General features: G+C 68.9%; 16 protein-coding genes and 1 tRNA gene. 14 read left to right on the top strand and 3 right to left on the bottom strand.

All coding sequences use genetic code 11. From position 1 onward, the window contains the following. Positions 1–3 precede the first annotated feature (3 nt). Complete coding sequence (locus QZM15_RS14395; protein ID WP_059578308.1) at positions 4–759, top strand: 4'-phosphopantetheinyl transferase superfamily protein; 756 nt, start codon at positions 4–6, stop codon at positions 757–759. 21 nt (positions 760–780) lie between these two features. On the opposite strand, the gene QZM15_RS14390 is transcribed toward QZM15_RS14395, so the two are convergent. Then, positions 781–1,701: a glutamate/aspartate ABC transporter substrate-binding protein gene (locus QZM15_RS14390; protein ID WP_302106611.1), complete on the bottom strand. Its 921-nt coding sequence runs from the start codon at positions 1,699–1,701 to the stop codon at positions 781–783. Here QZM15_RS14390 and QZM15_RS14385 point away from each other — a divergent pair. The 11 genes from QZM15_RS14385 (at position 1,700) to QZM15_RS14335 (ending at position 14,464) form a co-directional block, all read left to right on the top strand. Next, positions 1,700–1,834 (top strand): hypothetical protein, encoded by a 135-nt coding sequence (locus tag QZM15_RS14385; RefSeq protein ID WP_256939973.1) that lies wholly within the window; start codon positions 1,700–1,702, stop codon positions 1,832–1,834. The genes QZM15_RS14390 and QZM15_RS14385 overlap by 2 nt on opposite strands. A 78-nt stretch (positions 1,835–1,912) precedes the next feature. Then, entirely contained in the window at positions 1,913–3,436 is a 1,524-nt protein-coding gene (gene hutH / locus QZM15_RS14380) for a histidine ammonia-lyase (RefSeq protein WP_302106610.1), read from the top strand. A 4-nt stretch (positions 3,437–3,440) separates the two neighbouring features. Further along, positions 3,441–4,136, top strand: coding sequence for a histidine utilization repressor (gene hutC, locus QZM15_RS14375; protein WP_059578316.1), 696 nt, complete (start codon positions 3,441–3,443; stop codon positions 4,134–4,136). Between the two features lie 38 nt (positions 4,137–4,174). Beyond that, positions 4,175–5,863, top strand: coding sequence for a urocanate hydratase (gene hutU, locus QZM15_RS14370; protein ID WP_124659487.1), 1,689 nt, complete (start codon positions 4,175–4,177; stop codon positions 5,861–5,863). A 2-nt stretch (positions 5,864–5,865) separates the two neighbouring features. Beyond that, the gene (locus tag QZM15_RS14365; protein WP_302106609.1) at positions 5,866–6,489 is read left to right on the top strand and encodes a HutD family protein; all 624 of its coding nucleotides are present in this window, start codon (positions 5,866–5,868) and stop codon (positions 6,487–6,489) included. Between the two features lie 4 nt (positions 6,490–6,493). Beyond that, complete coding sequence (gene hutI, locus QZM15_RS14360; protein ID WP_226093861.1) at positions 6,494–7,717, top strand: imidazolonepropionase; 1,224 nt, start codon at positions 6,494–6,496, stop codon at positions 7,715–7,717. 197 nt (positions 7,718–7,914) lie between these two features. Then, entirely contained in the window at positions 7,915–9,291 is a 1,377-nt protein-coding gene (locus QZM15_RS14355) for a formimidoylglutamate deiminase (RefSeq protein WP_302106608.1), read from the top strand. 57 nt (positions 9,292–9,348) lie between these two features. Continuing rightward, complete coding sequence (gene hutG, locus QZM15_RS14350; protein ID WP_302106607.1) at positions 9,349–10,146, top strand: N-formylglutamate deformylase; 798 nt, start codon at positions 9,349–9,351, stop codon at positions 10,144–10,146. A gap of 733 nt (positions 10,147–10,879) precedes the next feature. Beyond that, a complete protein-coding gene (locus QZM15_RS14345; protein ID WP_089465005.1) occupies positions 10,880–11,692 on the top strand; it encodes a gamma-glutamyl-gamma-aminobutyrate hydrolase family protein in 813 nt (270 codons plus the stop codon). Positions 11,693–11,703: 11 nt separating this feature from the next. Next, positions 11,704–13,041 carry a glutamine synthetase family protein gene (locus QZM15_RS14340; protein ID WP_302106606.1) on the top strand — a complete coding sequence of 446 codons (1,338 nt, stop codon included), beginning with the start codon at positions 11,704–11,706 and terminating at the stop codon, positions 13,039–13,041. A gap of 28 nt (positions 13,042–13,069) precedes the next feature. Continuing rightward, positions 13,070–14,464 carry an aspartate aminotransferase family protein gene (locus QZM15_RS14335; protein ID WP_302106605.1) on the top strand — a complete coding sequence of 465 codons (1,395 nt, stop codon included), beginning with the start codon at positions 13,070–13,072 and terminating at the stop codon, positions 14,462–14,464. A 115-nt stretch (positions 14,465–14,579) separates the two neighbouring features. Here QZM15_RS14335 and QZM15_RS14330 read toward each other — a convergent pair. Together QZM15_RS14330 and QZM15_RS14325 are read right to left on the bottom strand one after the other, a co-directional pair. After that, positions 14,580–14,654, bottom strand: a tRNA-Val gene (locus QZM15_RS14330). Positions 14,655–14,754: 100 nt separating this feature from the next. After that, complete coding sequence (locus tag QZM15_RS14325) at positions 14,755–15,657, bottom strand: LysR family transcriptional regulator (RefSeq protein ID WP_060310156.1); 903 nt, start codon at positions 15,655–15,657, stop codon at positions 14,755–14,757. Between the two features lie 172 nt (positions 15,658–15,829). Here QZM15_RS14325 and QZM15_RS14320 point away from each other — a divergent pair, with 172 nt between their 5' ends. Beyond that, positions 15,830–17,581, top strand: coding sequence for an acyl-CoA dehydrogenase family protein (locus QZM15_RS14320; protein ID WP_302106604.1), 1,752 nt, complete (start codon positions 15,830–15,832; stop codon positions 17,579–17,581). Then, positions 17,578–18,780 carry a CaiB/BaiF CoA-transferase family protein gene (locus tag QZM15_RS14315; RefSeq protein ID WP_302106603.1) on the top strand — a complete coding sequence of 401 codons (1,203 nt, stop codon included), beginning with the start codon at positions 17,578–17,580 and terminating at the stop codon, positions 18,778–18,780. The genes QZM15_RS14320 and QZM15_RS14315 overlap by 4 nt, the downstream gene beginning before the upstream one ends. The last annotated feature ends 151 nt before the right edge of the window (positions 18,781–18,931 follow it).

Genomic DNA, 18,931 nt, shown 5'->3' with positions numbered 1-18,931 from the left:
CCGATGTCCATTCCGTCCGATTCCGCTTCTTCCGTTGAAACGCCCCGCGCATGGCGCATGCGTGCGCTCGACGTGCCGCCCGCCGCGGCGCGCGCCGGCGTGCGGATCGCGCGCGTCGATTTCGATTGGCGCGTGCCGCTCGTGTCGGCCGCGTATGCGGCGCTGAGCGATGACGAGCGCGCCCGCGCCGCGCGCTTCCTGCGGCACGAGGATGCGGTGCGCAGCGCCGCGACGCGCGCCGCGCTGCGCGACGTGCTCGGCGCGGCGCTCGGCATCGCGCCGCGCGCGGTCGCGATCGTCGTCGACGCGGCGGGGCGGCCGTCGCTGGACCCTGCGCATCGCGCGTCGCTCGACTTCAACGTGTCGCACGCGGGCGAACACGCGCTGCTCGCGTGGGCGCCGGCAGGCCGCGTCGGCGTCGATATCGAGGGCTGCAACCGCGCGACCGACTGGCGTGCGCTGACGCGCGAAGTGTGCGCGCCCGCCGAGATCGCGTATCTCGACGGCCTGCCGCCCGGCGCGCGCGAGGGTGAATTCATGCGGGTGTGGTCCGCGAAGGAGGCGCTGCTCAAGGCGCTCGGCACCGGCATCGTCGGCGGGCTGCGCGCGTTCGCGGTCGTGCCGCCGCGCGACGCGGCGACGCCCGCGACGACGATCGTCGAGCCGGCCGCGCCCGCCGCCGGCGTCGCGGCGTTCGACGCGGCGTGGCTCGACGCGGCGCCCGGCTACGCGGCGTGCGTCGCGTGGACGCGCGCGTAAGCCGGTGTCGACGCGCGGCGCTCACTCGAGCGGCGCGTCGTTCGGCGCAGCATAGCGCGCCTTGATCACGTCGCTCATCGGGAAGTCGAACGACAGCCCCTTCGGCGGCACCGGCCTCAAGAACCACTTGTCGTACAGCGCGTCGATCTCGCCGCTTTTCATCAACTGCACGAGCACGCCGTCGACGAGCGCCTTGAATTGCGGATCGTCCTTGCGCAGCATGAACCCGTACGCTTCCGACGATTGCGGCGTGCCGACGATCCGCCAGTCGGCCGGTTTCGCGGCGAGCTGGCGCACGCCCGCGAGCAGCACGTCGTCCATCATGTACGCGGCCGCGCGGCCGGATTCGAGCGTGAGGCGTCCTTCGCCGTAGTCCTTCGCGCCGATGATCTGCATGCCCATCTTCCTTTCTTCGTTCATCTTGCGCAGCAGGCGTTCGGACGTCGTGCCCTGGTTCGTCACGACCGTCTTGCCGGCGAGATCGGGGAAGTCGCGGATACCCGAACTCGTGCGCGTGAGCAGGCGCGTCGTCGCGACGAAGAAGGTGGTCGAGAACGCGACCTGCGCATGGCGCGCGGCGAGGTTGGTGGTCACGCCGCATTCGAGATCGACGGTGCCGTTCTGCACGAGCGGAATGCGGTTCTGCGACGTGACCGGAATGAAGCGCACCTGCAGGTCGGGCTTGCCGGTGCGCGCCTTCACCGCGGCGATCACGCGGTCGCATAGGTCCTGCGAGAAACCGACGACCTTGCCGCTGGCATCGACATAGGAGAACGGCACCGACGTTTCGCGATGGCCGATCGAAATCAGGTTGGCCTGGCGGATCCTGTCGAGCGTGCCGGACAGCGGCTCCGCCGCGAAGGACGCACCGTGCGCGAGCGCGCACGCGACGACGAGCAGGGGGAAGCCGAGGCGGGCGGCGAATCGTGACGGGAAGGGCATGACGGTCTCCGTGGCGAGCGATGATTCGTATGTTGCCAAAAATAAAATAATTGCAACAGATGTTAAGAACCGGATCGCGGCGACCGGCCCGGCGGGCCTGCCGGGCATCAGGGAAACTCCCGAGTCGGAATAATGAAAAACGGGTTGTCTAGACAAGTGTGGGTGGCTACACTTCAATCCATTCCGAACTTGTCTAGACAGGATTGCTCACATGATTACGTTGACCCCCGGCCACCTGACGCTCCCGCAACTGCGCCGGATCGCACGTGAATCCGTGCAACTGAAGCTCGACCCGGCCAGCTTCGCGAAGATCGACGCCGGCGCGAAGGCCGTTGCCGACATCGCCGCGAAGGGCGAGCCGGCCTACGGCATCAACACGGGCTTCGGCCGCCTGGCGAGCACCCACATCCCGCACGACCAGCTCGAACTGCTGCAGAAGAACCTCGTGCTGTCGCACGCGGTCGGCGTCGGCGAGCCGATGGCGCGTTCGTCGGTGCGCCTGCTGATGGCGCTGAAGCTGTCGAGCCTCGGCCGCGGCCACTCGGGCATCCGTCGTGAAGTGATGGACGCGCTGATCACGCTGTTCAACGCCGACGTGCTGCCGCTGATCCCGGTGAAGGGCTCGGTCGGCGCGTCGGGCGACCTCGCGCCGCTCGCGCACATGTCGGCCGTGCTGCTCGGCGTCGGCGAAGTGTTCATCCGCGGCGAGCGCGCGAGCGCGCTCGACGGTCTGCGCGTCGCGGGCCTCGCGCCGCTCACGCTGCAGGCGAAGGAAGGCCTCGCGCTGTTGAACGGCACGCAGGCGTCGACCGCGCTCGCGCTCGACAACATGTTCACGATCGAAGACCTGTACCGCACCGCGCTCGTCGCCGGCGCGCTGTCGGTCGACGCGGCGGCCGGCTCGGTGAAGCCGTTCGACGCGCGCATCCACGAACTGCGCGGCCATCGAGGCCAGATCGACGCGGCCGCGTCGTACCGCGAACTGCTCGAAGGCTCGCCGATCAACCAGTCGCACCGCGACTGCGACAAGGTGCAGGATCCGTACAGCCTGCGCTGCCAGCCGCAGGTGATGGGCGCGTGCCTGGACCAGATGCGCCACGCGGCCGACGTGCTGCTCGTCGAAGCGAACGCCGTGTCGGACAACCCGCTGATCTTCCCGGACACCGGCGAAGTGCTGTCGGGCGGCAACTTCCACGCGGAGCCGGTCGCGTTCGCCGCCGACAACCTCGCGCTCGCCGCAGCGGAAATCGGCGCGCTGGCCGAACGCCGCATCGCGCTCCTGATCGACGCGACGCTGTCGGGCCTGCCCCCGTTCCTCGTGAAGGACGGCGGCGTGAACTCCGGCTTCATGATCGCGCACGTGACGGCGGCCGCACTCGCATCGGAAAACAAGACGCTCGCGCACCCGGCGTCGGTCGACTCGCTGCCGACCTCGGCGAACCAGGAAGACCACGTGTCGATGGCGACGTTCGCCGCGCGCAAGCTCGCCGACATCGCGGACAACACGAAGCACATCCTCGCGATCGAGCTGCTGGCCGCCGCCCAGGGCGTCGACCTGCGTGCGCCGTACCACACGAGCCCGAAGCTCGCGCCGGTGATGGAGACGATTCGCAGCCAGGTCGCGCACTACGAACTCGACCACTACTTCGCGCCGGACATCGCGGCGATCGCGAAGCTCGTCGGCGAGCGTGCGTTCGCGAAGGTCGCGCCGTTCTCGTTCGCATCGGAACAGTAAGCCGATGAGCGCGCCGGTCTACCAGGAGATCAAGGATTTCATCCTGGCCCGCATTCACGCCGGCGAGTGGGAGGAGGGCGACCAGGTGCCGTCCGAGAACGAACTGGCGCGCGAGTTCAAGGTGGCGCGCATGACCGTCAACCGCGCATTGCGCGAGTTGACGGCCGAGCAGGTGCTCACGCGCATGAAGGGCGCGGGCACCTACGTCGCGCGGCCGAAGTACGAGTCGACGCTGGTGGCGATCCGCAGCATCTCCGAGGAAGTCGGCGCGCGCGGGCATGCATACCGCGCCAGTGTGCTCGGCCTCGACACGATCCGCGCCGACGAGGCCCTCGCCGACGAGATGCAGGTGGCCGTGCGCACGAAGCTGTTTCATTCGCAGGTGCTGCACTTCGAAAACGACGAGCCCGTGCAGCTCGAAGAACGATGGGTGAATCCGGCGGTCGCGCCGGATTACGCCGAGCAGGATTTCACGAACACGACGCCGAACCTGTACCTGATGCGCGCGGCGCCGCTGCAGCGCGTCGAGTACCGGATCGAAGCGGCGGCCCCGGCGCCGGAGCGGCGCGAGCAGCTGCGGATGGACGACGTCGAGCCGTGTCTGGTTTTACATCGGCGCACCTGGTCGCAGGGCGTCGTCGCCTCGGTGGCGAATCTGTGGCATCCCGGCAGCCGTTATCGCTTCACCGGGCATTTCTGATTCCTTATTGATCTCAATTTCCCTCGGGAGCAGTCGTCATGAACCATCCGAAACACATCGATCCCCGTCTCGATCCGACGCGCACGATCCGCGCGCCGCGCGGCAGCGAGAAGACGTGCAAGACCTGGCTGGCCGAAGCGGCCTACCGGATGATCCAGAACAACCTCGACCCGGAAGTCGCCGAACATCCGCACGCGCTCGTCGTGTACGGCGGCATCGGTCGCGCGGCGCGCAACTGGGAATGCTACGACCAGATCCTCGCGTCGCTGAAGGATCTCGAGGAAAACGAAACGCTGCTGATCCAGTCGGGCAAGCCGGTCGGCGTGTTCCGCACGCACAAGGATGCGCCGCGCGTGCTGCTCGCGAACTCGAACCTCGTGCCGCACTGGGCGAACTGGGATCACTTCCACGAGCTCGACCGCAAGGGCCTGATGATGTACGGCCAGATGACGGCCGGCAGCTGGATCTACATCGGCAGCCAGGGCATCGTGCAGGGCACCTATGAAACCTTCTTCTCGGTCGCGAACCAGCACTTCAACGGCGATCCGTCGGGCCGCTGGATCCTTACGGGCGGCCTGGGCGGGATGGGCGGCGCGCAGCCGCTCGCCGCGACGATGGCCGGCTTCTCGATGATCGCGGTCGAATGCGACGAGACGCGCATCGACTTCCGCCTGAAGACGCGCTACGTCGACAAGAAGGCGACGACGCTCGACGAGGCGCTCGGCATGATCGACGAAGCGAAGCGCAACGGCAAGCCGGTGTCGGTCGGCCTGCTCGGCAACGCGGCCGACGTGTTCGCGGAACTCGTCGCGCGCGGCATCACGCCGGACTGCGTGACCGACCAGACGAGCGCGCACGACCCGATCAACGGCTACCTGCCGCAAGGCTGGACCGTCGCGCAATGGCGCGAAGCGCAGAAGGTCGATCCGCAGAGCATCGTGAAGGTCGCGAAGCAGTCGATGGCCGTCCAGGTGCGCGCGATGCTCGCGCTGCAGGAACGCGGCGCGGCGACGCTCGACTACGGCAACAACATCCGCCAGATGGCGCTGGAAATGGGCGTCGAAAACGCATTCGACTTCCCCGGCTTCGTGCCGGCGTACATCCGGCCGCTGTTCTGCGAAGGCAAGGGCCCGTTCCGCTGGGTCGCGCTGTCCGGCGATCCGGAAGACATCTACAAGACCGACCAGAAGGTGAAGGAGCTGATCCCCGACGATCCGCACCTGCACAACTGGCTCGACATGGCGCGTGAGCGCATCGCGTTCCAGGGCCTGCCTGCACGGATCTGCTGGGTCGGCGTGAAGGATCGCTATCGCCTCGGCCAGGCGTTCAACGAGATGGTGAAGAATGGCGAGCTGAAGGCGCCGATCGTGATCGGCCGCGACCACCTCGACACCGGTTCGGTCGCGAGCCCGAACCGCGAGACGGAATCGATGAAGGACGGCTCGGACGCCGTCAGCGACTGGCCGCTGCTGAACGCGCTGCTGAACACGGCAGGCGGCGCATCGTGGGTGTCGCTGCACCATGGCGGCGGCGTCGGCATGGGCTTCTCGCAGCACTCGGGCGTCGTGATCGTCGCCGATGGCACGGCCGACGCGCACGAGCGTCTCGGTCGCGTGCTGCTGAACGATCCGGCCACGGGCGTGATGCGCCATGCGGATGCCGGCTACGAACTCGCGCAGCAGACGGCTCGCGAAGCCGGCCTCAAGCTGCCGATGCTCGGCCGCTGAGCATGACGGCGCTCGATCAGGCGCCGGTGAACGCAACACCGGCCGTCGCGGTGATCCGCGCGGCTGATCTCGTTGCGTCGCCGTGGAAGAACGGCGGTGGCGTGACGCGCGAGATCGGCGCGTTCCCGCCCGGCGCGGCGCTCGATACGTTCGCGTGGCGCGTGAGCGTCGCGGACGTCGGCACGGCCGGGCCGTTCTCGCGTTTCGACGGCGTCGACCGCACGCTCGTGCTGCTGTCCGGCGCGGGCATGACGCTCGCCGAAGCGGGCGGCGCGCGGCACGTGCTCGATGCGCCGCTGGCCCGCGCGGATTTCGCGGGCGAGACGGCGATCGATGCGACGCTGCACGACGGCGCGACGCGCGACTTCAACCTGATGACGCGCCGTTGCGCCGCGCGTGGCGCGCTCGACGTGTGGCGCGCGGGCGCGCACCGTCTTGCGCCGGCCGATACCGTGCTGCTGTTCTGCGCGGCCGGTGCGGTCGGCGTCGACGTCGACGGCATGCACTACGCGCTGGAAGACATGGACACGTTGCGGCTCGACGGGCCGCGGCGTGCGTTTGACGTCGTCGTGAGCGGAAGCGGCGCGCTGCTCGCCGTCACGCTTGCCGTCGGCGAACGAGACTGAACGCATGAAACCGACTGTCTGGCATCACCTGAGGCTGTGTCCGCACGGCCATCCCGACGAGACGATCGACGACGCGGCGATCGCCGTCGACGAAACCGGCACGATCGCGTGGCTCGGCGCGCTGTCCGCGCTGCCGCACGGTTACGCGCACTGGCGGCGCGAGGACCTGCACGGCGCGTGGGTGACGCCGGGCCTCGTCGACTGCCATACGCACCTCGTGTACGGCGGCACGCGTGCCGACGAATTCGCGCAGCGCCTCGCGGGCGTCAGCTACGAGGAAATCGCGCGGCAGGGCGGCGGAATCGTGTCGACGGTGCGTGCGACGCGCGCGGCCGACGAGACGACGCTGTTCGTGCAGGCTGCCGCGCGCCTGCAGCCGCTGCTCGCCGAAGGCGTGACCGCGATCGAGATCAAATCCGGCTACGGGCTGGACCTCGCGAGCGAGCGCAAGATGCTGCGCGTCGCGCGCCAGCTCGGCGAGCGCTTCCCGGTCAGCGTCTACACGACCTTCCTCGGCGCGCATGCGCTGCCGCCCGAATATGCGGGCCGCGCGGATGCGTACATCGACGAAGTGTGCGACCGGATGCTGCCGACGCTGGCCGACGAAGGGCTCGTCGACGCGGTCGACGTGTTCTGCGAACGCATCGGCTTTTCGCTCGCGCAGACCGAGCGCGTGTTCGAGGCCGCGACGCGGCGCGGGCTGCCGGTGAAGCTGCATGCGGAGCAACTGTCGAATGCGGGCGGCACGGCGCTCGCCGCGCGTTACCGTGCGCTGTCCGCCGATCACCTCGAATTTCTCGACGAAGCCGGCATCGACGCGATGAAGGCGGCCGGTACGGTCGCGGTGCTGCTGCCCGGCGCGTACTACTTCATCCGCGAAACGCAACTGCCGCCGATCGAGCTGCTGCGCAAGCACGGCGTGCCGATCGCGCTCGCGACCGATCACAACCCCGGCACGTCGCCGCTCGAATCGCTGCTGCTGACGCTGAACATGGGCTGCACGCTGTTCCGCATGACGGTGCCCGAGGTGCTGCAGGGCGTCACGCGCCATGCGGCCGCGGCGCTCGGCCGCGCGGATCGTCACGGCGCGCTCGAAGTCGGTCGTCAGGCCGACTTCGCCGCGTGGTCGGTCGGCTCGCTGGCCGAGCTCGCGTACTGGATCGGCCGGCCGCTGTGCGAGCAGGTCGTCCGCGGCGGCACGACCGTGTTTCGCCGGATGAACGGATAAGTTTCACGTCGGCCGGGCCGGGTCGTGACGGACCGGGCCCGGCCGACGCCTTGCATGGGACCGGGCCCGGCGCGCCAGCGCGCCCTCCGGTCGATCGCCGCGACGCAGGGGCGGGCGCGATGCGCTCGCGCCTGCCGGCCGCGGTACCGGGCCGGACGACACGCTTGCGTGCTGGATCCGGTCGATGAGGACTCGCAATGACCGACACGATGTTGTTCGCGGACCATGCCTACCTGCCCGATGGCTGGCGCCGCAACGTGCTGCTGCGCTGGGACGCGGCCGGCACGCTGACCGACGTGACGCCCGACACCGACGCCCCGGCGGGCGTCGCGCGCGCGGCCGGGCCGGTGCTGCCCGGCATGCCGAACCTGCATTCGCACGCATTCCAGCGCGCGATGGCGGGGCTCACCGAATACCGCGCGAATCCCGCCGACAGCTTCTGGAGCTGGCGCGACCTGATGTACCGCTTCGCGCTGAAGATCACACCCGACGCGCTCGCGGCGATTGCACGCTGGCTGTACGTCGAGATGCTCAAGTGCGGCTACACGTCGGTGTGCGAATTCCACTACGTGCATCACGCGCAGGACGGCTCGCGCTATCCGCGGATCGCCGAGCTCGGCTCGCGCGTGATCGACGCCGCGCGCGCGGCCGGCATCGGCATCACGATGCTGCCCGTGTCGTACCAGTTCGCCGGCTTCGGCAACAAGCCGCCGCGCGACGACCAGCGCCGTTTCATCAACACGCCCGACGGCGTGCTCGAACTGCTCGACGCGATGCGTCGCGCGGCGCCCGAGCATGGCGGGCTGCGCTACGGCGTCGCGCCGCATTCGCTGCGCGCGGTGTCCGAGAACGGGCTGCGTGCGCTGCTCGACGGGTTGCCCGACGATGCGCCGGTGCATATCCACATCGCCGAGCAGACGGCCGAGGTCGACGACTGCGTGCGCGCCTACGGCGCACGCCCCGTGCAATGGCTGCTCGATCGCTTCGACGTCGATGCGCGCTGGTGCCTCGTGCACGCGACCCACGTCGATGCGGCCGAGACGGCGGCGCTCGCGAAGCGTCGCGCGGTCGCCGGGCTGTGCCTGACGACCGAAGCGAACCTCGGCGACGGCGTGTTCCCGGCCGTCGACTATCTCGCGCAAGGCGGCGTGATCGGCGTCGGCTCGGACAGCCACGCATCGGTCGAGTGGCGCTCGGAGCTGCGCCTGCTCGAATACGGGCAGCGGCTCGTGCATCGTGCGCGCAACGTGCTGGCGAGCGAATCGCAGGCGCACGTCGCCGATCGCCTGTTCGACGCGTCGCTCGCGGGCGGCGCGCAGGCGAGCGGGCGGCGCATCGGCGCGCTGCGTGCAGGCTGTCGCGCCGACTGGCTCGTGCTCGATCCCGATCATCCGGCGATTGCCGAACACGACAGCGCGGCATGGCTGTCGGGCATCGTGTTCGCCGAACACGGCGAGACGCCGGTGCTCGACGTCTACACGGGCGGCGAGCGCGTCGTGAGCGGCCGCCGCCATCGCGACGAAGCCGCCGCGTATGCCGACTACCGCGCCGCGCTGGCGCAATTGCTGCGCTGACGCGCGGCAACCGGCGCGCCGCATGCGTGCGCCGGCAGACTCTTACGGTGAGGCGACATGACTGAACAACCGGCTGTATTCACGCTGAAGCAGGGCACGTTGCCGCTGCTGATCTCGATTCCGCACGCGGGCACGCACATTCCCGACGACATCGCCGCGACGATGACGCCCGACGCGCGCTTCGTCGACGATTGCGACTGGCATCTCGAGCGACTGTACGGCTTCGCGGCCGAACTCGGCGCATCGATCCTCGTGCCGTCGCACGCGCGTTACGTCGTCGACCTGAACCGTCCGCCCGACAACGAGAACCTGTATCCGGGGCAGGACACGACGGGGCTCGTGCCGGTCGATACGTTCGACAAGGCGCCGCTGTATCCGGCGAACGCGCTGCCCGGCAACGACGAGATCATGCGTCGCCGCGACCGCTACTGGCTGCCGTATCACGACGCGCTGCAACGCGAGATCTCGCGCCTGAAGGGCGAACACGGCCGCGTGCTCGTGTGGGAAGCGCATTCGATCCGCTCGCATGTGCCGCGTTTCTTCGACGGCCGCCTGCCGGACTTCAACTTCGGCACGTCGAGCGGCGCAAGCGCGGCGCCCGGTCTCGCGGAGGCGCTGGCTGCGCGTGTGCTCGCGCACGGCGGCTACACGGCCGTCGCGAACGGGCGCTTCAAGGGCGGCTACATCACGCGTCACTATGGCATGCCCGAGACCGGCGTCGAGGCCGTGCAGCTCGAACTGTCGCAGATCACCTACATGGAAGAGACGCGTCCGTACGCGTACGACGAAGCGCGTGCCGCGCGGATCGTGCCGCTGCTGCGGACGCTCGTCGAAACCGCGCTCGCGCATCGCTGAGCACGAGCCGCCACGATGCGGCGGCGCGGCGCGAGGGCGCGTCCTGCCCCGCCGGCCGGTAGCCGGCAAGCCGATGCAATGCACAAAACGGCATCGATCGTGCGGATCGATGCCGTTTTTTTCATCTGATCGGTGTCGTCATCGGCCCCTGAAAAGTTGACGCAATTTTTAGGTGATATAAGCTGAATGTCAGGAAGTCGTCATGCGCGCACCGGCGGCGAGGCCATCGACGATGGCCGGCCTGCGCCGGAATGCGCGCGAGACATCTTGCTGACGTGTCGCCACGCGGCATTGCGACACGTGTCCTGCCTCCATCAGTCAGTCGAGTACGATCGTGAAAGCCGCCAGCCCTTCGATACGCCGGACGCGAAGTCCGTCGGCGGGCGCGCCGCCTCAGGCCGGGCCGAACCGGCATGCTGATCGCGGCACGCGCGCCGCCCCGTTACGCGAGCCTCGTTTCTTCGCCATTTCCCATCGCGGCCCGCGCCGCTTCAATCTCGTGACCGCGCACCTGTTCAGCGCGGTGCAGTGCGACGGCAGCGCGTCGTTGTTGCCCTAGCGTCCCTTTCCGCTTCCGTCCCGGGCCGTACCGCCTGTTGCCGCACCGTCCGCGCGGCGGGATCGCGTCTGCGCCTGCGCTGGCGCGGCGCGATTGCACGCGCGTGCGGCGTACCCATGGACCTGCGTCGTTGCGCGCCCGAGCGTGTCGTGCACGATTACCGGAGAGATGCCGATGCGTGCGCGACCGATCGTAGCCGTCACCGCCGACCGCATCCTGCGCGGCGCCCATCCGAACCACGCGGCGGGCGAGAAGTACCTCACCGCGCTCGTCGACGGCGCCGGCGCGCTGGCGTTCGTGCTGCCCGCGCTCGGCGCGCGGCAGCCGGCCGAGGCGATCGTCGCGGCGGTCGACGGGCTGCTGTTGACCGGCAGCTATTCGAACGTCGAGCCGCATCATTACGGCGGCGCCGCGAGCGCGCCCGACACGCTGCACGATCCGGCGCGCGATGCGACCGCGTTGCCGCTGATCCGTGCGGCGATCGACGCGGGCGTACCGGTGCTCGCGATCTGCCGCGGCATGCAGGAGCTGAACGTCGCGTATGGCGGCACGCTGCATCAGCGGCTGCATGCGACGACCGGCTTCGACGACCATCGCGAACGGCCGGCCGATCCGCTCGAACGGCAGTACGGTCCCGCGCACGTCGTGCGGCTCGCGCCGGACGGCCTGCTGCAGCGGATCGCGCGCGGCGCGCGCGAGGCGACGGTCAATTCGCTGCACGACCAGGGCATCGCGCGCCTGGGCGCAGGGCTTGCCGTCGAAGCGAGTGCGCCCGACGGGCTGGTCGAGGCCGTCAGCGTGCGCGGCGCGCGTGCGTTCGCGCTGGGCGTGCAGTGGCATCCCGAATGGCGCTACGCGGAGCAGCCGCTGTCGCGCGACATCTTCGCGGCATTCGGCGCGGCGTGCCGCGCGCGGATGACGCACCGCCTTCATGCGGCCGGCGGCGCGACACCGTCGCCGGCCGCATCCGACATCGATATCGACTAACGAGACCGATCATGCAACCCGAACTGAGCGAATTCCTGCGTCAGCACCGCATTACCGAAGTCGAGGCGATCATTCCCGACATGGCCGGCATCGCGCGCGGCAAGATCATTCCGCGCAACAAGTTCGAATCCGGCGAGTCGATGCGCCTGCCGCAGGCCGTCATGGTGCAGACCGTCACCGGCGACTATCCGGAAGACGGGTCGCTCACCGGCGTGACCGACCCCGACATGGTGTGCGTGCCCGATTCGTCGACGATCTGCCTGATCCCGTGGGCCGTCGACCCGACCGCGCAGGTGATCCACGACTGCGTGCACTTCGACGGCTCGCCGGTCGAGATCTCGCCGCGCTACGTGCTGCGCCGCGTGCTCGACTTGTACAAGGCAAAGGGCTGGACGCCCGTCGTCGCACCCGAGCTGGAGTTCTATCTGGTCGACATGAACGCCGATCCCGACTTGCCGCTGCGTCCGCCCGTCGGCCGCACGGGACGGGCGGAAACGGGCCGCCAGTCGTATTCGATCGAGGCCGTCAACGAGTTCGATCCGCTGTTCGAGGACATCTACGAGTACTGCGAAATGCAGGGCCTCGATATCGAGACGCTGATTCACGAAGTCGGCGCCGCGCAGATGGAGATCAACTTCGTGCATGGCGATGCGCTGTCGCTGGCCGACCAGGTGTTCCTGTTCAAGCGCACCGTGCGCGAGGCCGCGCTGCGCCACAACATGTATGCGACGTTCATGGCCAAGCCGATGGAGGGCGAGCCGGGCTCCGCGATGCACATCCATCAGAGTCTCGCCGATGCGCGCACCGGCCGCAACCTGTTCGCTGACGAAGGCGGGGTCGTGTCGCCGCTGTTTCACAGCTATCTCGCGGGGCTGCAGAAGTACACGCCGGCGCTGATGCCGATCTTCGCGCCGTACATCAACTCGTATCGCCGCCTGTCGCGCTTCATGGCCGCACCGATCAACGTGCAGTGGGGGTACGACAACCGCACGGTGGGCTTTCGCATTCCGCAGTCGAGCCCCGTCGCGCGACGCATCGAAAACCGGATTCCAGGTGTCGACTGCAACCCGTACCTCGCGTTCGCGGCGACGCTCGCCGCCGGCTATCTCGGCATCACGCAACAGCTCGCGCCGACCGAGCCGATCGCATCCGACGGCTACGACCTGCCGTACCAACTGCCGCGCAACCTCGAGGAAGGCATCTCGCTGATGGCCGCGTGCGAGCCGCTTGCCGGCATCCTCGGCGACAAGTTCGTGAAGGCCTATCTGGCGTTGAAGGAAACCGAATACGAAGCGTTCTTCCGCGTGATCAGCTCGTGGGAACGCAGGCACCTGCTGCTGCACGTGTAAGCGTGCGGCGCTGTTTGACGGAGAAAACATGACCGATCGAAACGAAGCACTTTCGCAGTACTCGACCGCCGAATACCGCGCGCTCGACGCCGCGCACCACATCCACCCGTTCTCGGACATGGGCGCGCTCAACCGCGCCGGCAGCCGCGTGATCGTGAAGGCCGACGGCGTCTACCTGTGGGATTCGGACGGGAACAAGATCATCGACGGGATGGCCGGCCTGTGGTGCGTGAACGTCGGCTACGGCCGCAAGGAACTGGCCGACGCCGCGTATCGCCAGATCCAGGAACTGCCCTTCTACAACACGTTCTTCAAGACCACGCACCCGCCGATCATCGAGCTTTCCGCGATGCTCGCGGAAGTGACGCCGGCCGGCTTCAACCACTTCTTCTACTGCAACAGCGGCTCGGAAGGCAACGACACCGTGCTGCGCCTCGTGCACCAGTACTGGCGCGTGCAGGGCAAGCCGCAGAAGAAATACGTGATCTCGCGCAGGAATGGCTATCACGGCTCGACGATCGCGGGCGGCACGCTCGGCGGGATGGGCTACATGCACGAGCAGATGCCGTCGAAGGTCGAGCACATCGTGCATATCGACCAACCGTATTTCTTCGGCGAAGCGCAGCCGGGCGAGACGCCCGAAGCGTTCGGCCTCGCGCGCGCGCAGCAACTCGAGGCGAAGATTCTCGAACTCGGCGCGGAGAACGTCGCGGCGTTCATCGGCGAGCCGTTCCAGGGCGCGGGCGGCGTGATCTTCCCGCCGTCGACGTACTGGCCGGAAATCCAGCGGATCTGCCGCAAGTACGACATCCTGCTGGTGGCCGACGAGGTGATCGGCGGGTTCGGGCGCACCGGCGAATGGTTCGCGCATCAGCACTTCGGCTTCGAGCCGGACCTGATCACGATGGCGAAGGGCCTGACGTCGGGCTACGTACCGATGGGCGCGGTGGGCATACACGAGCGCGTCGCGCGCCCGATCATCGACAACGGCGAATTCAACCACGGCCTCACGTATTCGGGCCACCCGGTGGCGGCGGCCGTCGCGGTCGCGAACCTGAAGCTGCTGCGCGACGAGGGAATCGTCGAGCGCGTGAGGACCGATATCGGCCCGTATTTCCAGCGCCGGCTGCGTGACGCGCTGGGCGATCATCCGATCGTCGGGGAGATTGCCGGGGCAGGGCTCGTCGCGGGCGTTCAGCTTGCGCGCGATCGTGAGCGGCGCGAGCGGTTCGATGCGAGTGTCGATATCGGCACGATCTGCCGCGACTTCTGTTTCAACGGCAACCTGATCATGCGCGCGACCGGCGACCGGATGCTGCTGTCGCCGCCGCTCGTGATTCGCGAGGCGGAGGTCGACGAGATCGTCGACAAGGCGAAGCGTGCATTCGATGCGACGGCGCAGCGGGTGGGGGACGTGCGGTAAGGCGTTACCTGCGAGCGGACGCGGCGGCGCATGACGTGGCGCCGCGTCGTGCAGGACACGCGCGACGCCAAAACGAAAAGGGCCCGCGTCGTGAGACGCAGGCCCTTGAATTCTTTGGTGGGCGGTACTGGGATCGAACCAGTGACCCCTGCCGTGTGAAGGCAGTGCTCTACCGCTGAGCTAACCGCCCAAAGAAGAATCAAATTATGTCAGAGCTTTTGGGGTTCGTAAAGCCCTTTGTGCAAATTTTTTTTCAAACAGCTGCCAACGCCACTGCACGTGCCGCGCGCTCAGCCCGCGAGCGCGGGCAGCGCATCGATCGATGCGCGCACGTAGCCGGCAAAGCGCCGCGCCACCGGTTCGGCGGTGCCGCTGCGTTTCAGCGCGAGCGTGCGCGATTCGAGCGACGCATCCTTCAGCGGCACGAACGCGAGCCGATCGCTTTTCGCCCGCTGCAGCACCTGCGGCACCAGCGCGATGCCCATTCCGAACTCGATCATCGACAGGATCGTCTGCCACAGCCGCGCCTCGTGGCGGATCAACGGACTGAACCCCGCGTTCACGCACTGCGCGATGATCAGGTCGTGATAATGCGGCGCGGCGTCGCGCGGAAACAGGATGAACGGTTCCGTCGCGAGCGTGGCGAGCGCGACCTGCCTGCGCCGCGCGAGCGGATGCGCGGCCGGCAGGCAGCACACGAACGGCTCCGCATAGACGGGCGCCGATTCGACGTCGGGTGGGAAGTGGCCCCAGTGCGCATAGCCGAGATCGATCTGGCCGCGCTGGATCGCCTGCACCTGCGCGTGCGTGTTCATCTCGCTCAACACGACCTCGACGCCCGGATAGTCGGCCTCGAAGCGCCGCACCGCGTCCGGCAGCCCGCGATACAGCATCGAGTGGACGAAGCCGATCCGCAGCCGGCCCGCGAGACCCGACGCGGAGCGCACCGTCAGGCGCTCGGCTTCGGCTGCCTGCAGCAGCAGCCGGCGCGCCTCGCCGAGCAGCACCTCGCCCGCGTTGGTCAGCGCGACCGTCTTGTTGGTGCGCGAGAAGAGCTGCACGCCGAGCGCGTCCTCGAACTTGCGGATGTCGAAACTCAGCGCCGGCTGCGAGATGAACAGGCGCTTCGCCGCGCGCCCGAAATGCAGCTCCTCGGCAACGGCCACGAAGTAGCGCAACTGCCTCAGTTCCATGGTGTCTCCTCCCAGCGGCGGCATCGATAAGCGACATCTATCGTACCGGACAAATCCTGTATTGGACGCTTATCGTTCGCGCGCCTACGCTCTGCGGGTGGCTTGACGCAGGACCGGCCGGTGCCGCGACATCCGGCCCGGCCAATGCGCGGGCAACCCAGGAGACGCACGCATGAACGATACCGCTCGCACGCCGGACACCGGCGCATCCAATATCCCCGACAGCCGGGGCCTCAATTTCTTCACCGTCGATCCCGATCTCGGCGCGTTGCTGAAGCTGCATCTCGGCGACGCGTGCTATGCCGAACTCGAGCCGCGGCTGCGCGCGCTCGGCGCCCGCGTATCGGGCGAACTCGACGAATGGGCGTCGCGCGCGGACAAGCATCCGCCCGTGCTCGAGCACCGCAACCGGCGCGGCGAGGCCGTGCAGCGGATCGACAAGGATCCGGCCTACGTCGCGCTCGAACGCGTCGCGTATGCGGAACTCGGGCTCGCGTCGCTCAGCCACGGATCCGAAACCGTGCCGCCGCTCGTCAAGTACGCGCTGACGTTCCTGTTCGTGCAGGCGGAATTCGGGCTGTGCTGCCCGGTCAGCATGACCGATTCGCTGACGCGCACGCTGCGCCGCTTCGGCGATCCGGCGCTCGTCGCGCGCTACCTGCCGAGGCTCGCGTCGCGCGACTTCGACACGCTGTACCAGGGCGCGATGTTCATGACCGAGCAAGCGGCCGGCTCCGACGTCGGCCGGATCGCGACGCGCGCGACCCGCGAAACCGACGCGCACGGCGAGGCCGTCTGGCGCCTGACCGGCGACAAGTGGTTCTGCTCGAATGCGGACGCCGATCTCGCCATGGTGCTCGCACGGCCCGACGGCGCGCCGGACGGCATCAAGGGCCTCGCGCTGTTCCTGCTGCCGAAGACGCTGCCGGACGGCACGCGCAACCGCTACCGGATCGTGCGCCTGAAGGACAAGCTCGGCAGCCGTTCGATGGCGAGCGGCGAGATCGTGCTCGAAGGCGCGCAGGCTTGGCTGATCGGCGAGATCGGCCGCGGTTTTCACCAGATGGCCGACATGATCAACATGTCGCGGCTGTCGAACGGCGTGCGCGCGGCGGGGCTGATGCGGCGCGCGCTGAACGAGGCGCTGCACGTCGCCGCGCATCGCGAGGCGTTCGGGCGCAAGCTGATCGAGATGCCGCTGATGCAGCGCCAACTGATGAAGATGCTGCTGCCGGCTGAAGCCGCGCGCGCGATGTTCATGCAGATCGCGTTGCTGTTGCCGCAGGCCGACGCGGGCGACGAGCAGGCGGCGCGCTGCGTGCGGATCCTGACGCCGCTGATCAAGTTCCGCGCCTGTCGCGACGCGCGCCGCGTGACGGGCGACGCAATGGAAGTGCGCGGCGGCACCGGCTATATCGAGGAATGGAGCGACGCGCGGCTCGTGCGCGACGCGCACCTCGGTTCGATCTGGGAAGGCACGAGCAACATCGTCGCGCTCGACGTCGCCCGCGCCGCGCAGCGCGAGCATGCGCTCGACGCGCTGCGCACGTTCCTCGGCGATCGTCTGGGCGCGGCGCCGCTGCCCGACGCGAGCCGCACGGCGCTGCGGCGCATCCTTGCGCGGGCGTGCGATGCGCTCGCGAGGGTGGCCGGAGAAGGCGACGACGCGCGCGTGCGGCAGGCCGCGTCCGCGCTGTATTACGCGAGCGCGGCCGTGCTGATGGCCTGCGAGGGCGCACGGCTCGCACCGGATTTCAGGCGTCTCGCGCTCGCGCACCTGATCGTGCGTCACAAGCTGCTGCCGGTCGATCCGCTCGCGCCGGCGCCGCGCGACGACGAATCGGCCGCGTCCGACGTGCTGCTGCGCGGCCTGCCGGTCGCGCTCGACACGGCGCTCGACCTGCTGCCGGAGGTCGAGCGATGAACGCGACGCGTGGCGCACTGAACGGCCTGAAGGTCGTCGACCTGAGCCGGGTGCTCGGCGGCCCGTATTGCACGCAGGCGCTCGCCGACCACGGCGCGACGGTGGTCAAGATCGAGCCGCCCGCCGGCGACGAGACGCGCGGCTGGGGGCCGCCGTTCCTCGGCGACACGGCCTGGTACTTCATGGGCGTGAACCGCAACAAGGAAGGGCTCGCGCTCGACCTGTCGCGCGAAGAAGGGCGCGCGATCCTGTGGCGCCTGCTCGAAGAAGCCGACGTGCTCGTCGAGAACTTCAAGCCGGGCACGCTCGCGCGATGGGGGATGGACTACGCACGCGACCTGCAGCCGCGCTTTCCGCGCCTGATCCACTGCGCGGTGACGGGCTTCGGCGACGACGGTCCGCTCGGCGGGCTGCCGGGCTACGACGCGGTGATCCAGGCGATGGCCGGGCTGATGAGCGTGAACGGCGAACGCGACGGCGACGCGACCCGCATCGGCCTGCCGATCGTCGACATGGTCACGGGGCTGAACGCACTCGCCGGCATCCTGCTGGCGCTCGCGGAGCGCGAGAAGAGCGGGCGCGGGCAGTCGATCGACGTGGCGCTGTACGACTGCGGCGTGTCGCTGCTGCATCCGCACCTGCCGAATTTCTTCGGGTCGGGCCGCGTGCCGGAACGCAGCGGCAACGCGCATCCGAACATCGCGCCGTACGACAGCTACCGCACGGCGACCGTGCCGATCTTCCTCGCGGTCGGCAACGACCGGCAGTTCGCGCGGCTCGTCGCGCATCTCGGCGCACCGGCGCTCGCCGGCGATCCGCGCTTCGTCGACAACCGCAGCCGTTGCGCGCATCGCCCGGAGCTGAAGGCGGAACTGGAAGCGCGGCTCGCCGCGCACGCGTGCGAGCCGCTCGCGCGCGACCTGATGGCGGCCGGTGTGCCGTGCGGGCCGGTGCGCACGGTGGCCGACGTCGCGCACGATCCGCATGCGCTGCATCGCGAGCTGTTCGTCGAGATCGGCGCGTATCGCGGCACCGCGTCGCCGGTGAAGCTGTCGCGCACGCCGGCCACCTACCGGTCGGCGCCGCCCGCGCTCGGCCGCGACACGCGCGCGGTGCTCGATCGGCTCGGCGTCGATCGCGCGCTTCAGCAGCAACTGCTCGACGCCGGCGTGCTGAAGGTCGGGCCGCACGAGACGTGACGGGCCGAGGGCGCCCGCAAACGAACGTCGTCCCGAACGGACCGACGCCGACATCAAGCAACGCAACGTAGCGCAACCCCGCCAGCCGGCGGCGCAAGGCTGGCCCTCCGGCAACGCGCGCGACCGTCGCGCCGCCGATCACAATCATGGA

This window comes from Burkholderia sp. AU44665 (assembly GCF_030504405.1).
GTDB lineage: Bacteria > Pseudomonadota > Gammaproteobacteria > Burkholderiales > Burkholderiaceae > Burkholderia > Burkholderia semiarida.
Note: the sequence above shows the minus strand (reverse complement) of the source record. Positions and strands in the feature narration are given on the sequence as shown.